Below are 13,456 nucleotides of genomic sequence, written 5' to 3'. Positions count from 1 at the left end.
ATGCAAGCCACATTACAACTCTACTTGTCCGTTGCCGTAGGCGGCGCAATTGGGGCATGCTTACGGTTTTTTATTACCCAATGGGCGTTTCAGTGGTTTGGTAAAGGGTTTCCGTTTGGTACACTTATCGTCAATGTTGCAGGGTCGTTCTTGCTTGGCATTCTTTATAGCCTAATTGAGCATGAACATATGTATATCGTACCCTGGCGCACCATGTTAGGTATTGGCTTTCTCGGTGCGTTAACCACATTTTCTACGTTTTCTGTTGATTCGCTGCTACTGCTGCAACAAGGTTTGTGGTTAAAAGCGATGCTCAATGTAATGTTAAATGTTTGCTGTTGCCTGGCCGCTGTGTGGCTGGCAATACAATTAGTGAAAGGCTAATAAAAATAATGATTGATCAGAAGTATTTGCGACAGGACATCGCGCATACCGCAGAACGGTTAAAACGACGTGGATTCGACCTTGATGCTGAAACATACACAGCATTAGATGAGAAACGTAAAGCGTTACAGATAAAGACGCAGGATTTGCAAAATGAGCGCAACGTGCGCTCTAAATCAATTGGTAAAGCAAAAGCTGCAGGTGAAGATATTCAGCCATTACTCGCTCAGGTCAGTGATCTGGGTGAACAGTTAGACGCAGCAAAAGCAGAACTGAATGAATTATTACAGACGCTCAATGCATTCTGTCTGGATATTCCGAATATTCCTGATGATTCAGTGCCTGTGGGTAAAGACGAGAACGATAATGTTGAAATAAGCCGCTGGGGTGAGCCTCGTCAGTTTGATTTCGACGTTAAGGATCACGTAGATGTCGCAGAACGCATAAACGGCGTTGATTTTGAACAGGCAGCGAAGCTCACGGGTTCGCGATTTGTCGTTATGCGCGGTCAGGTGGCACGCATGCATCGCGCGTTAGCGCAATTTATGCTGGATACGCACACCAGTCAGTACGGCTACACAGAAATGTACGTTCCGTATCTGGTTAATGCAGATAGCATGTACGGTACCGGTCAGTTTCCCAAGTTTAAAGAAGACGCATTCCATACAGAGCCGGCAACGGAAGAAGGGCAGGGCTTGTCACTGATCCCAACCGCCGAAGTACCATTGACCAACCTGGCGAGGGGAGAAATCTTCAGCGCAGACGAGTTACCTATAAAAATGACCGCCCACACGCCTTGTTTTCGCTCAGAAGCGGGGTCATATGGACGTGATACGCGTGGCTTGATACGCCAGCATCAATTTGAAAAAGTTGAGTTGGTACAGTTAGTCAAACCAGAACAATCGTTTGAGGCACTGGAAGAGTTGACGGGCCACGCGGAGTCTATTCTGCAAATGCTTGAACTGCCGTACCGTAAAATGTTGCTGTGCTCAGGCGATATGGGATTTGGCTCTGCAAAAACCTACGATCTGGAAGTGTGGTTGCCTGCGCAGAATACCTATCGTGAGATTTCGTCATGTTCAAACATGCTGGATTTTCAGGCGCGCCGTATGCAGGCCCGATTCCGTAATCCAGAAACGAATAAGCCTGAACTATTACACACATTGAACGGCTCTGGTTTGGCGGTGGGTCGCACGCTGGTTGCTATTTTAGAAAATAATCAGCAAGCGGATGGCAGTGTTACAGTGCCGACGGTTCTGCAACCCTACATGGGTGGCATCAAAGTACTGTCTGCTTAAAGACACTTTGCAGGCTTGGGTAAGCCTGCAATCTTTGTTGCCTGTTTTGCCGCGCCTTTTGGAAACAGTCTGTGTAGATAACGACTGTTTCCTTTATCCGGTCCTAGTTTTATTGCCATCGCTTTGACCAATGCCCGAATTGCCGGACTAGTGCCAAATTCCAGATAAAAATCACGCACAAAATTGACCACTTCCCAGTGCGCGGACGTCAGTTCAATTGACTCGCTCTCAGCCAGTATTGGGGCAAGCGCTTCGCTCCAGTCATCAACATTCAGGAGATACCCGCCCTTATCCGTTTCTATTTGTTTGTTTTCAAATTCTATGAACGGCATATGTGTTACCAACTCACCACTTTGTCATATTGAATCGTAAGCTCAACAAAGCCATCAAAATCGACACAGTCATACACTGCACGGTCTATGTTTATTGCTCTAGCATCGAGATCTTCCTGAAGTGCGTAAAGTGCCGCATTGACCGGTATGTAATGCAGCTGTTGATGATGGTAACAGGCATCACCGCTCAGCAGTACACCGTCACCTTCGTCACACATTCGGTTGATTAGTTCAGCAAGTTCAGGATGCCTTGTCGTCAGGCGGTGCAGGGTAGCCATCAAAATACAACCACGTGTTGAGCATCACCAATAAGCTGTTTAATGTTAGATGCTGACTTCACTGTGCAGACGTCAATCAGTTGCGTGGCATCAATATTTCGTTGCTTAAGACTATCTGCACATACAAAAACATTTTCAACGTCATAAAACGGCAACGCACCATAAGTCTTCGCCAATGGCTTTTGCTGCAGGGTCTTTTCTGGTTGCTGATTATCTACAACATTAAAGACGCCGTCACCAGTAAAAATAAGCGTAACGTCAGTATCAAAATTACCAGCTGCAAGAGCCATATCCAAATGCTCTTTTGCAGCACAGGAAGAATAGGGAGGGCAAGTCAATATCAGTGTTAACGACACCATTAAAATTGCACCATCCTGTCACTCGAATGCAACAAAGAGAAAAACTCACCTAGTCCTGACACAATAAAAGGCGTGTCAACATTATGATGAATGAGTCCGGCGTCTCTGGCTTCATGCTCTGATAGTACACCGCGTCTGTTAGCTGCACTGATGCAGGTATAGAGCGGCACCTTATACTCATTATGTAAGTCTTTCCAGGCTCGGTGCAGATTTACTTCATCACTCGGTAATACGGCAAGACTGCTGGCGTTATGTACACCTTCTCCATAAAAGAAAATGCCGGAAATATCGTGTCCAAGGCGCAAGGCAGATGATGCGAAACGCCAAGCCGCATAAGGCTCTCCACTGTTGGTGGGTGAATGGGTGATGAGAAGAGAAAAGGTTGTCATCGACGTAAACAAAAACACCCCGACAAAGCGGGGTGTTTGTTATGAACACTTAAGTTAATCGTCGCCACCAAACGCACCAAGCAGGTGCAGAATAGAAACGAACAGGTTATAGATGTTCAAGTACATCGACACGGTGGCACGGATATAGTTTGTCTCACCGCCGTGGATGATTCTGCTGGTATCGAACAGGATCAGGCCAGACATGATAAACACAATGGCTGCACTGATTGCCAGGCTAAGTGCCGGGATGCCCATAAAGATGTTGGCGATACTTGCAACAACTGCGACGATCAAACCGACAATTAAAAAACCACCCATGAATGAGAAGTCTTTTTTAGTTGTCAGTGCATAGCCAGACAGGGCAAAAAACACTAAAGCAGTCGCGCCAAAAGCTTGAGCGATAAGCTCAGGTCCATTTGGGATCCCCGCATAACGGCTTAACGTAAAACCAAGCGAGCCGCCGAGTAAACCTGTGAACAGAAATACCCAATAGATCCCAGAGGCTGAATCTGCTTTTTTATTGACTACAAACAGGGTAATAAACGCGCCAAGTGTCATCAGTAATGACGCGCCAGGTCCAATTCCGATCGCCATGGCGACGACAGAACAGACAGCACTGAACGCCAGTGTCATGGCCAGAAGCATATAGGTATTACGTAATACCTTATTTGTCTGTAACACCGACGCCGTTTGAGCGTGACCATATACAGAACGATTTTCCATTTATTCCTCCGCAAGGATATTATTGACTGTTATAAATAACTGACTGAAATACTAAACTATTAGTCTATTAGTAGGGTGTTTAGTTCCTTTTTTCAAGCATTATCGGTCTCTTGAGGTGGCGATAAACGACAATTTGCACAAAATACCGGCTAACTGGTTATTTGCCCCGCAATCGTTACGTTTTTTGTTATTAAACGCTTTACAAGCGTAAACGACATCATTAATATCCGTCCCGCATTTAGGAGAGGTGGCAGAGTCCGGTTGAATGCACCTGACTTGAAATCAGGCGAAGGGTCAAACCTTCCGGGGGTTCGAATCCCTCCCTCTCCGCCAAATTCGACAAAAACCCGACCTAGTGTCGGGTTTTTTCGTATCGGTGTGTAAGGTAGGGTGAGAAGTCCCTCGGGTTTGACAAATTCGTCGGGAACGAATTTGGACAACCAAAGGCTAGTCGCGCTACGACAACGTGCTGGATGCACTTTGCAATCCCGACGCCTTAAGGCGGTCGGTCGCAAGCTCAGGCGGTTTAAAGAGCTCACCGCATTGTTATCGTGTTCCATTCAAAAAAATTCGTTCTCGTTCTTTCCAAATGTGTTGCAAACCATGTCGATGTACTTGAATTGACAAATCGTTTCGTATACCTTGCTCTACGTACGTAATAATTCGTAATTAAAAGGAGAGCACATGAAAAAGTATAAACTAGGGCTGCTGGCACTCTTTGCCGCTGGCTTTTTATCTGCCTGTTCATCAACGACAGACACAGCGCAAGTGACTGAGGAAGAGGAAAACACACGTATGTCACAAGAAGAACTTGATGATTGCAGAAACACAGGTTCCAGAATCGCTAAGCGCTGCTAGACCACGCGCATTAAAAATGTGCTTAAGTTTGCTGGTCAGGTTTAAGCACTTTATTTCTCTTGCTTTATACGAGTGATTTCGTATATTTACTAGCAGAGTCTGCACTGGAATCCATAATAATGAAACGGCAAAAAGACGTTCCAACCAGCACTGAACTGCAACTATTAAAAATTTTATGGACGTTAGGTCCGTCTACCGTGCGTCAAGTTCACCAGCGCGTCAGTGAAGTGCAAGAAGTGGGCTACACCACGGTGTTGAAAATGTTCCAAATCATGCATGAAAAAGGTTTGGTTACCAGGGACGAAAGTAGCAGAGCTCACATTTACAAAGCGAATTACACCGAAGCGCAGACCCAATCTTCGATCGTTTCCGACATGTTAAATAAGGCATTTGGCGGCTCGAAATCAGAACTGGTGTTGCGTGCGCTCGGCGAATCTGCCAGCCGGGAAGAAATAGCAGAAATTCGGCGAGTACTCGATTCCTTAGAAAGTAATAATAAGTAGGCAGGGAGGTCAGGCAATGGAATGGATATTCGATGTGTTAGGCAGCCCAGTATTTTCTTTGCTTGCTAAAACCATGTTGCATTCATTATGGCAGGGGGCATTGGTCGCCCTTGTACTGTTTGTATTGTTGCAGAACATCTCTGTTAAACATTCGCAATTGCGCTACGTGCTATCTCTGATTGCGCTATGCCTTTGTGCCATCAGTCCTGTCCTGACGTTTTATATCCTTGAACAGACTTCAAATGTGTCTTCTTATCTAACCGTTGCGGCAACCTACTCAGGTAACGGCGACATGATGGTTAGTCACACTGATGGGCGTACCGTCCAAGACCTCGAGTGGCTATCAGTGACGGGATTAGTGTGGATGGCTGGTGTCGTCGCGTTCAGCATTCAGTTGATCGTCAGGATGTACCAGGTTTACAGACTACCTTACTCACATACAGCGGTACCCAGTAAGGTTCTGCTTAATCGTTTTGATGCATTAAAAGCTCAGATTGATACCAATCCGCTTACTCGACTGTTGGTCTCTCATCGTGTTGATGTGCCCATGGTAATTGGTTGGCTAAAGCCAGTTGTATTGCTCCCGGCATCCATGGCCATAGGATTAACACCAAAACAACTGGATATGCTGCTAGCGCACGAACTGGCACACGTGAAACGCTATGACTATCTGGTCAATTTTTTACAGTCGTGGGTAGAAGTTATTTTGTTTTTCCACCCTACGGTGCGTTGGATTTCTAAACAGGTTCGTATTGAACGAGAGTACTGTTGTGATGATATGGCGGTTGAGGCGTGTGGTTGTCCGCTCGCCTATGCAACCGCGCTGACCGATGCAGAGCTTGCGCGACCAAATAATATTCCACAACTCGCTATGGCGGCGTCAGGCGGAGACTTAAAGCAGCGTGTGTTCCGGCTGGTCGGACACCAATATTGTGCTCCCAGGGGCGCCAGTCATTGGATAGTTGGCAGTATTGCTGCATTTTTTGCATTGGCTACCGTCGTGACGCTTTTCTCAGCCAGGCATGTAGTGGGTATGCAGCACAGTTCGCGGTTGCCACTAAATGATCAAGTCACTCTTCAGTCAGACAACATCGCCACCACGCCAGTGCCAACTGTTGCAGTCGTATCTCAACGCGTTGACGCGCCGTCTGAGAATGCCATCGATAATGGTTCTGGAGAATCTGTAGAGGCTGAAATACCATCACAAGTAACGCCACAAAATGTGAAAGCAATAGATACACAAAGCAAACCGGAAAATACGGAACACAAGTCAAGGATACCCAATGAAAAAGTAGCGCCAAGTAGTGACCCCAAACCTGCAACTGAGCAACAATCTGCTGAAACTACTGAGGCAGTAACCTTGGCTGAGCAGGCTCTGGCGATACCCAAAATATCACGTCAGCCACCAGACCTGATCGAAAAGCTTGCCGCGATCGAACAAACGGTTTTCACCACAGAGGAACCGCAGCCGCAGCCGATAGTAAATGATACACCACGTATAGTGAACCCAGTGATCCTTGATTCGGTTACACCTTCCTATCCACGTGTTGCAATAAAGCGTCAGTTAGAAGGCGAGATTAAAGTTACCTTTGTCGTCAATACAGACGGCGAAGCAGAACAAATATCTTTTGAAGACGGCGTGCATCGTTCATTCAGACGTTCTATCACTCGCGCGCTGGAAGAGTGGGAGTTTTCGCCGGGTAGCGTCGACGGAGAACTGCAAAATATGCAAATGAGCAAAATCTTCAGTTTTACCAATCCCGAGGCTGCCTCGGTGCCTATCACTGGAAGTAGAATCGCGAAACTATAGTTCAACAGCATTGGTACTTGCGAGTAATTAATCAAATCGGCTACTCTTCACCGGAGAAATCGTGTGATGTAGCTATGGTATTAAAAATAGACAAGTGCCGATGTGGAGCTAAAGCACAGCAACCTCAACTCATCAGAGGATGTATTGATCGGTGGCGAATTTGTTGCAGCAGTCCGTACTGCCAAGCATTTAACGTGTGCGAAGGAAAAGCCAATACAATAAGTGGTTGGAACAGGTTAAGTTCGCATCTGTACCGATAACATAAAAACAGTCTACAATCATTCCATAAAAATGCACGAGGTAGGGCGTAAGTGCTCTGGTGTTAGCCGCAGTAGCCCCCAAAATATAATAAGAATAAACCGGAGAATTCGATTTGATAAGAATCTTGCTTGTAGATGATCATGACCTGGTCAGAACAGGGATTCGTTTAATTTTGGAAAAGGTTCAAGACTTTACTGTTGTCGGAGAATGCGGCAGCGGTGAAGAAGCAGTAAAGTTTTGTCGTAAAGAGCAACCCGACGTTGCTTTGATGGATATGAACATGCCTGGTATCGGCGGGTTAGAGGCGACAAAACAGATCATACGATTTGTAGAGAATACCCGCGTTATCATCTTGTCGATGCAAAAAGAAAACCCTATACCGGCAAAAGTCATGCAAATGGGGGCATATGGTTATTTGTCGAAAGATGCTGAGGGTGAGGAAATGATCCGGGCCATCCGAAAAGTATCGACCGGACAAAAGTATGTCGCCCCTGATATCGCGCAACAAATAGCAATCGGCCAACTAAATCTAAATGATGACAATCCATTTGAACATCTTTCAGATCGCGAACTAGAAATCATGCTGATGCTGACCAAAGGCGCTAAAGTGCCGGATATTGCCAGTTCATTGAACATCAGTGCAAAGACGGTTAATACTTACCGCTATCGCATGTTTGATAAGCTCAATATTAGCACTGACGTCGAACTTACTCATTTGGCGATCAGGCATAAATTAATCAGCACTGAACATTGGTAATGGTCGACAAAACGACATTTGACCATCAGGCATTCTTACGTAATTTAACTTCCCAGCCCGGCGTGTACAGGATGTATAACGTGGCAGGGGAGGTTATTTATGTCGGCAAAGCCAAGAACCTAAAAAAGAGGGTATCCAGTTATTTTCGCAAGCAAGTAGACAGCGTCAAAACGCATTCTTTGGTCAACCAAATTGCGTCAATTGATATCACTGTAGTCAACAGTGAAACCGAAGCATTTCTGCTCGAAAATAATTACATAAAGAAATATAAACCACGATATAACGTCGTTCTTAGAGACGATAAATCTTATCCATTTATTTATTTATCTGCTCATCATCATCCAAGATTAAGCTTTCACCGTGGTAGTCGTAAAAAGCCTGGCGAATATTTTGGCCCTTATCCGAGTGCCTGGTCGGTCAGAGAAAGTCTGCGTAGCATGCAGAAAATTTTTCCGGTACGGCAGTGTGAAGATGCCTATTATCGTGCACGTAGTCGTCCCTGCCTGCAATATCAGATGAAGCGTTGTTCAGCGCCTTGTGTGGAGGGACACGTAACGGATGATGAATACCAAACACAGGTTAATCTTGCTCGGTTGTTTCTAAAAGGCAAAAACAGCGAAGTTATCGCTACATTGGTGGATAAAATGGAGCAGGCCAGTGCAGCACTGAATTTTGAACTGGCTGCTCGATATAGGGACCAGATTTCAGCATTGCGCAAAATTCAGGAGCAACAAACCATTAGCTCAAGTGAACAGGAAATGGACGTGCTTGGATTTGCTATGGAGCCAGGTATCGCTGCGGTGCAGGCGTTATTCGTGCGCGATAACAGCTTGTTAGGCAATAAGTCTTATTTCCCCAAAGTCCCTGCTGATAGTGCCCCAGAAGATGTCTTTCAGGCATTTTTGACGCAATTTTATCTTGCTGGAAACAAACGTATTCCAAAGACCATCGTGCTTCCCGTGACACTGCCTGACGAAGAAGTCGTACAGGATCTGCTGTCTCAGCAGGCAGGCAGACAGATTCGGTTTTTACGAGGTAAACGGGACGAAAAACGCCGTTATCTGCAATTGGCAAATAACAATGCTCAAAACGCGTTAGATGCGCATCGCAATCAGCAAAGATCCATTTTCGCTCGTTTTATGGTATTAGACTCAGCGTTAGAAACAGAGCAACCCATCAAACGCATGGAATGCTTTGACATCAGTCATACATCAGGCCAGCAGACTGTGGCTTCCTGTGTCGTCTTCAATAGGGAAGGACCGCTTAAATCAGACTATCGCAAATACAATATTGAAGGGATAACACCTGGTGACGACTATGCTGCGATGGCGCAAGCCCTGAAGCGACGTTATAAAAGCACCACAGAAGCAGAAAAAATGCCTGATTTACTGCTTATCGACGGCGGCAAGGGACAGTTAGCGCAGGCTGAAAAGTTCTTTGAAGCATGGAAAGGGAATAACGTCCCAATGTTAATAGGTGTCGCGAAGGGAACCAGTCGTAAACCGGGTCTCGAAACCCTGATACTTTCGGGTAGCTATGAAACCATTCCGGTCGCATCAGATTCACCTGCACTGCATCTGATCCAACATATTCGCGACGAGGCACACCGTTTTGCGATTACTGGACATAGAAATCGACGTCAAAAGGCAAAAACGACGTCACCGCTTGAGGGACTACCGGGAATTGGACCGAAGAAAAGACAGACATTGCTAAAATATATGGGGGGATTACACGGCGTAAAGCGTGCCAGTAAAGAAGAATTATCGAAAGTACCAGGCATTAGTGCTGAGATGGCAGAAATGATTTATGATCAGCTGCATAACTAAAATGACATCGCCATAAATTGACCGTCTTTTTCTGGCCCTTTTTGCAAGTGAGCGTTACATGTGGACCGTACCTAATATAGTCACAATTATAAGAGTGCTGCTGATCCCCGTGTTTGTTGTCGTGTATTTTCTTGACTGGCAGTGGGCACATGAAGCGGGGGCATTCATATTCTGGCTGGCAGCGATAACAGACTGGTTCGACGGTTACCTTGCCAGGAAGCTTCAGCAGACATCAAAATTTGGGGCGTTCCTCGACCCTGTTGCAGACAAACTCATCGTCGCCAGTGCATTGTTAATGATAACGCATACCTATCAGTCATTGTGGATCACAATCCCTGCTATCGTTTTACTGGTCAGAGAAATTTATGTCTCAGCACTCAGAGAGTGGATGAGTCAGGAAGGTAAGAATGATGTTGTAAAAGTGTCCTTTTTAGGCAAAGCAAAAACCATGGCACAGATGCTCGCACTGATAGGGTTGTTGTCCGGGCTTGAGACATTCATGGGCGTTGCCATTTATTGGGTGTCGCTGGGTCACGTATTGCTTTATATCGCCGCGGTGTTATCGCTTTGGTCAATGGTTGAGTATTCAATCGCCGCTTGGAAGTATCTGCGCACAGCGTAAACCGTCTTTTATCTTTGCGTGCGAATAGAAAACACGCAGAGCGATGAAAAAACAAGCAAGCTGTATGATGACGGCGTTTAAGCAGTTGACAGCTATGACTTTGCAGGTAGAATGCAACGCCACGTTAGGTCACCAGCCTGACGTTGGAAAATAGTTATGCGGGAATAGCTCTGTTGGGTGAAGCCCGGCCTTCTTCAAGAAGGCGAGCAGTGATTTAACATCACTGCGAGAGGAATGAACGGCGAGACAGGAAGTCGAGACTGGGTACCGGTCATCATGGACGTGTTTTTTACTACCCAGTAAAACGAATAAATGCGGGAATAGCTCAGTTGGTAGAGCACAACCTTGCCAAGGTTGGGGTCGCGAGTTCGAGTCTCGTTTCCCGCTCCAAATTTAGGTTTTAGTGTAATATTACAGTAAAGCTGAGAGAGGGTAACGCGACCCCAAGGCGACGCGACCGGAATGCCGGCCAGTCAGAGTCTCGTTTCCCGCTCCAAATCCTAGACATCTTTCTACCTTCTAGGTGTCTTTGGCGGAATGGCAGAATGGCTATGCAGCGGATTGCAAATCCGTGGATCTCGGTTCGACTCCGGGTTCCGCCTCCACTCTTATACCCGTAGCCCGGGTGGTGAAATTGGTAGACACAAGGGATTTAAAATCCCTCGCTGGTAACAGCGTGCCGGTTCAAGTCCGGCCCCGGGCACCATTAATTTTAATTTATAATTATCGTTTATTGGCTCTACCCCATAAACGGGTCTTACGCTTTCATCGCACACGGTAAATAACCTTATTTGAACTAAGGTTCCTCATCACAACGAAAATCGCTATTCAAAGATATGATCCGTGTTTTGCTTATTCTGTGACGGTAAATTTGACGCAGATACTGAATAGCATCTTTCACATTATCAATGTTGAGTCGAATATCGTTAATCGATTTAAATCCGTTCTCATCGCGAATAATTTCGCGATATTTCTTCTCGTACATTGGCTTTATTGCATGCCAGTTTGTATCGAGAATCTTCGCAGGATCCTCGTAAGTCAACAACAGCGTCTCTAGGCGCGTTTCATCAAATTCAGGCGATTGGATAAGCTCTATAATAGTTTTATCTATCGTTTCGTCATAACCAACCTCACTGCGTGCAAAACAACGTTTAATGTACGCTACAAGTAAGGTAAGAAAATCATCACTGAGGCACGGGCTCTTTGCAATCAATGTAGTTAACGAAAGGTTCGCTGATGCGCCTATCACCAACGCATACCGCTTGAGAGTAGTATTTGGGAATAAGGCGTTTAAATGTGATTTAAGTCGGTTAAGAGACATGTAAGAAAGCTTGTAATCCTTTGGAAGCGATACGATCGATACAACAGAAGAGCAATTTTGGAAGAAATGTAGCTGTCTCAGTCTGCTTGGATTGAAGTTAGATTCTTTGTATTGTTTCAGCGCATTTCTGTATTTCCCAGACTCTACGGGTAATAAGCTTATGCCCTCTATTGCCTGTGTATGCTGGTTAAAGTGGGGTAGATCTATAGATCGGAAGAACAGATCATCAATATCGAGTTCTTTATTGTTGGCCTGACTAAGGTTATCCGTTACTGATTCTGCATAAGCAATGGCAACCGGACCCGCTAAACTCATAAATAGATCATTGGCATCCAGTCGAATTGTTTCCCCAATATCTATCCCTGCCCGCCTAAAATAATTTTCATCATAATCAGACGTTACTGCCTGAGCGGTGAGGATATTGAAGATTTGTTGACTAATGTATTGATTTGCATGTCGTTCCATCGCATTGACATCGATATTTTGAATGTTGCTTTCAGTATCATTCTGCTCCGCATATCGCATGATATCATTTGATATGAGCATCATTGCGTTCCATGGCCTGACTCTCTCCACCACAGATTTTGTAGGGGACTCTGACTCTTCTTCGCCTTTTGTATTGTAAGAAAAATTCCACTCTTCAGAGAGATATTTACACAATAACCGACCAGCATTTATGTGTAATGCCTCGGACATCTCTGAATGACTGTCAGTAATATTCGGTAATATACAAATGCCACTCGTAAAAATTGGTTCAAACACAAACGAATGGCTCTTGCCCTGTAACTCTTTTTCCGTGCTTGTATCGAACGTTTTACTCATATATGAATATTGCTGTGCCAGACCGAACTCTGATGCCATACCAGAACCTGTCCCCCCTCCAGCACTGAATATGTAAAAATATAATCTTGACTGATTCGCTTTAATTCCACATGAATCAATGAGATATGAATGAATAAATTTCCACTGTTTGTTACTGAAATTTTCCGTTTCTTTTTTGAGAATGATTTTCGCCAAATATTGACCTAATATCGGGGCGTTACCAGCTCCACCTGCATGAACTTCTGACAAATCCATTATTTTCAATTTATTGTAGTTTGTCAGAAAGTCGCCTTCGGAGTTTTTGGCAGAAAAGCGTATTCTCCCTTCTATATCCTTATCTAAATCACCAAGAACGACTAATGGCTCAATTAAAAACACTGGTTTGATAAGTTCTTTTGGATGAAGGTTTAAACCTCTCTGAATCCACCTTACAGGACGGCTCTCTTTTTCACTTTCACGGTTTTGCTCGTCCCGAAACTCATTTAAATAATACTTTCTGGCATTAAAGACCAGGGAAGATACATCCAGTGCGATATTTGACCCACAGCGTCCAAGTCCTATTAAACACACTGACGGAAACTGTGGAACAGTGAGTAAATTTTCCTCTTCTTCCGTTGGGTAGACATCATTGCGTAACGCATCGAGGTTTTCTAATATCTTTCCGACATCTGATTCTGTGAAATACAAACTGTTTGATTTCGCTCCTGCATCTGCTTTTGAGCGCTTTTCTTTAAGAATCACATCGCTATCTCGAATTAATTCTTTTTTTACCGGCCTGCTTTCATTTGTCTTGGACGATACTCGTAGTCCTGATTGTTTGTTTTGCATGCTAATCAAACCCGTTTGTCTAAATTGGACACTTATCAAACTATAGAAAAGTTTTGTGAGAACGCTATTTACATTATCAATTCGC

The 13,456-nt window shown here is 44.9% G+C and carries 14 protein-coding genes and 4 tRNA genes; 12 read left to right on the top strand and 6 right to left on the bottom strand.

Going from position 1 to position 13,456, the window contains the following annotated elements; translation table 11 throughout:
• Together crcB and serS are read left to right on the top strand one after the other, a co-directional pair.
• Nucleotides 1-384 (top strand): fluoride efflux transporter CrcB, encoded by a 384-nt coding sequence (crcB, locus tag G441_RS0102870; RefSeq protein WP_026374956.1) that lies wholly within the window; start codon nucleotides 1-3, stop codon nucleotides 382-384.
• Nucleotides 385-392: 8 nt separating this feature from the next.
• Complete coding sequence (gene serS / locus G441_RS0102865) at nucleotides 393-1,682, top strand: serine--tRNA ligase (RefSeq protein ID WP_026374955.1); 1,290 nt, start codon at nucleotides 393-395, stop codon at nucleotides 1,680-1,682.
• Here serS and G441_RS0102860 read toward each other — a convergent pair.
• From G441_RS0102860 to G441_RS0102840, 5 genes are read right to left on the bottom strand one after another with little or no spacing between them, the layout of a single operon-like run.
• Nucleotides 1,679-2,014 carry a TusE/DsrC/DsvC family sulfur relay protein gene (locus G441_RS0102860; protein WP_026374954.1) on the bottom strand — a complete coding sequence of 112 codons (336 nt, stop codon included), beginning with the start codon at nucleotides 2,012-2,014 and terminating at the stop codon, nucleotides 1,679-1,681. The genes serS and G441_RS0102860 overlap by 4 nt on opposite strands.
• 5 nt (nucleotides 2,015-2,019) lie before the next feature.
• Nucleotides 2,020-2,292, bottom strand: coding sequence for a sulfurtransferase complex subunit TusB (tusB, locus tag G441_RS0102855; protein WP_034474156.1), 273 nt, complete (start codon nucleotides 2,290-2,292; stop codon nucleotides 2,020-2,022).
• Nucleotides 2,292-2,651 carry a sulfurtransferase complex subunit TusC gene (gene tusC, locus G441_RS0102850; RefSeq protein ID WP_034474150.1) on the bottom strand — a complete coding sequence of 120 codons (360 nt, stop codon included), beginning with the start codon at nucleotides 2,649-2,651 and terminating at the stop codon, nucleotides 2,292-2,294. The genes tusB and tusC overlap by 1 nt, the downstream gene beginning before the upstream one ends.
• The gene (tusD, locus tag G441_RS0102845; protein ID WP_026374951.1) at nucleotides 2,651-3,040 is read right to left on the bottom strand and encodes a sulfurtransferase complex subunit TusD; all 390 of its coding nucleotides are present in this window, start codon (nucleotides 3,038-3,040) and stop codon (nucleotides 2,651-2,653) included. Before tusD ends, tusC begins: the two co-directional genes overlap by 1 nt.
• Before the next feature lie 54 nt (nucleotides 3,041-3,094).
• Nucleotides 3,095-3,763: a Bax inhibitor-1/YccA family protein gene (locus tag G441_RS0102840; RefSeq protein ID WP_026374950.1), complete on the bottom strand. Its 669-nt coding sequence runs from the start codon at nucleotides 3,761-3,763 to the stop codon at nucleotides 3,095-3,097.
• Between the two features lie 241 nt (nucleotides 3,764-4,004).
• On the opposite strand from G441_RS0102840, the gene G441_RS0102835 reads away from it, so the two are divergent.
• From G441_RS0102835 to G441_RS0102785, 10 genes are all read left to right on the top strand, one after another.
• Nucleotides 4,005-4,096: transfer RNA gene (locus G441_RS0102835), tRNA-Ser, on the top strand.
• 351 nt (nucleotides 4,097-4,447) lie between these two features.
• A complete protein-coding gene (locus G441_RS19640; RefSeq protein ID WP_156896253.1) occupies nucleotides 4,448-4,621 on the top strand; it encodes a PQQ-binding-like beta-propeller repeat protein in 174 nt (57 codons plus the stop codon).
• Between the two features lie 119 nt (nucleotides 4,622-4,740).
• Nucleotides 4,741-5,124 (top strand): BlaI/MecI/CopY family transcriptional regulator, encoded by a 384-nt coding sequence (locus G441_RS0102825; RefSeq protein WP_026374949.1) that lies wholly within the window; start codon nucleotides 4,741-4,743, stop codon nucleotides 5,122-5,124.
• Between the two features lie 16 nt (nucleotides 5,125-5,140).
• The gene (locus G441_RS0102820) at nucleotides 5,141-6,934 is read left to right on the top strand and encodes a M56 family metallopeptidase (protein ID WP_026374948.1); all 1,794 of its coding nucleotides are present in this window, start codon (nucleotides 5,141-5,143) and stop codon (nucleotides 6,932-6,934) included.
• Nucleotides 6,935-7,307: 373 nt separating this feature from the next.
• Nucleotides 7,308-7,952 carry a UvrY/SirA/GacA family response regulator transcription factor gene (uvrY, locus tag G441_RS0102815; protein WP_026374947.1) on the top strand — a complete coding sequence of 215 codons (645 nt, stop codon included), beginning with the start codon at nucleotides 7,308-7,310 and terminating at the stop codon, nucleotides 7,950-7,952.
• Nucleotides 7,952-9,778, top strand: a complete 1,827-nt coding sequence (gene uvrC, locus G441_RS0102810) for an excinuclease ABC subunit UvrC (protein WP_026374946.1) — start codon at nucleotides 7,952-7,954, stop codon at nucleotides 9,776-9,778. Before uvrY ends, uvrC begins: the two co-directional genes overlap by 1 nt.
• Nucleotides 9,779-9,836: 58 nt before the next feature.
• Nucleotides 9,837-10,400: a CDP-diacylglycerol--glycerol-3-phosphate 3-phosphatidyltransferase gene (pgsA, locus tag G441_RS0102805; protein ID WP_026374945.1), complete on the top strand. Its 564-nt coding sequence runs from the start codon at nucleotides 9,837-9,839 to the stop codon at nucleotides 10,398-10,400.
• 314 nt (nucleotides 10,401-10,714) lie between these two features.
• Nucleotides 10,715-10,790, top strand: a tRNA-Gly gene (locus G441_RS0102795).
• A gap of 141 nt (nucleotides 10,791-10,931) precedes the next feature.
• Nucleotides 10,932-11,005, top strand: a tRNA-Cys gene (locus G441_RS0102790).
• A 14-nt stretch (nucleotides 11,006-11,019) separates the two neighbouring features.
• Nucleotides 11,020-11,106, top strand: a tRNA-Leu gene (locus G441_RS0102785).
• A 90-nt stretch (nucleotides 11,107-11,196) separates the two neighbouring features.
• Here the strand turns inward: G441_RS0102785 and G441_RS0102780 are convergent.
• The gene (locus G441_RS0102780) at nucleotides 11,197-13,371 is read right to left on the bottom strand and encodes a hypothetical protein (protein WP_026374944.1); all 2,175 of its coding nucleotides are present in this window, start codon (nucleotides 13,369-13,371) and stop codon (nucleotides 11,197-11,199) included.
• Nucleotides 13,372-13,456: the final 85 nt, after the last annotated feature.

The sequence above is a fragment of the Aestuariibacter salexigens DSM 15300 genome (assembly GCF_000429145.1).
Classification (GTDB): Bacteria; Pseudomonadota; Gammaproteobacteria; order Enterobacterales; family Alteromonadaceae; genus Aestuariibacter; species Aestuariibacter salexigens.
Note: the sequence above shows the minus strand (reverse complement) of the source record. Positions and strands in the feature narration are given on the sequence as shown.

Coding starts and splice junctions, on each gene's coding strand:
- crcB (WP_026374956.1), top strand. CDS start 1: ATGCAAGCCACATTACAACTCTACTTGTCCGTTGCCGTAGGCGGCGCA.
- serS (WP_026374955.1), top strand. CDS start 393: ATGATTGATCAGAAGTATTTGCGACAGGACATCGCGCATACCGCAGAA.
- G441_RS0102860 (WP_026374954.1), bottom strand. CDS start 2,014: ATGCCGTTCATAGAATTTGAAAACAAACAAATAGAAACGGATAAGGGC.
- tusB (WP_034474156.1), bottom strand. CDS start 2,292: ATGGCTACCCTGCACCGCCTGACGACAAGGCATCCTGAACTTGCTGAA.
- tusC (WP_034474150.1), bottom strand. CDS start 2,651: ATGGTGTCGTTAACACTGATATTGACTTGCCCTCCCTATTCTTCCTGT.
- tusD (WP_026374951.1), bottom strand. CDS start 3,040: ATGACAACCTTTTCTCTTCTCATCACCCATTCACCCACCAACAGTGGA.
- G441_RS0102840 (WP_026374950.1), bottom strand. CDS start 3,763: ATGGAAAATCGTTCTGTATATGGTCACGCTCAAACGGCGTCGGTGTTA.
- G441_RS19640 (WP_156896253.1), top strand. CDS start 4,448: ATGAAAAAGTATAAACTAGGGCTGCTGGCACTCTTTGCCGCTGGCTTT.
- G441_RS0102825 (WP_026374949.1), top strand. CDS start 4,741: ATGAAACGGCAAAAAGACGTTCCAACCAGCACTGAACTGCAACTATTA.
- G441_RS0102820 (WP_026374948.1), top strand. CDS start 5,141: ATGGAATGGATATTCGATGTGTTAGGCAGCCCAGTATTTTCTTTGCTT.
- uvrC (WP_026374946.1), top strand. CDS start 7,952: ATGGTCGACAAAACGACATTTGACCATCAGGCATTCTTACGTAATTTA.
- pgsA (WP_026374945.1), top strand. CDS start 9,837: ATGTGGACCGTACCTAATATAGTCACAATTATAAGAGTGCTGCTGATC.
- G441_RS0102780 (WP_026374944.1), bottom strand. CDS start 13,371: ATGCAAAACAAACAATCAGGACTACGAGTATCGTCCAAGACAAATGAA.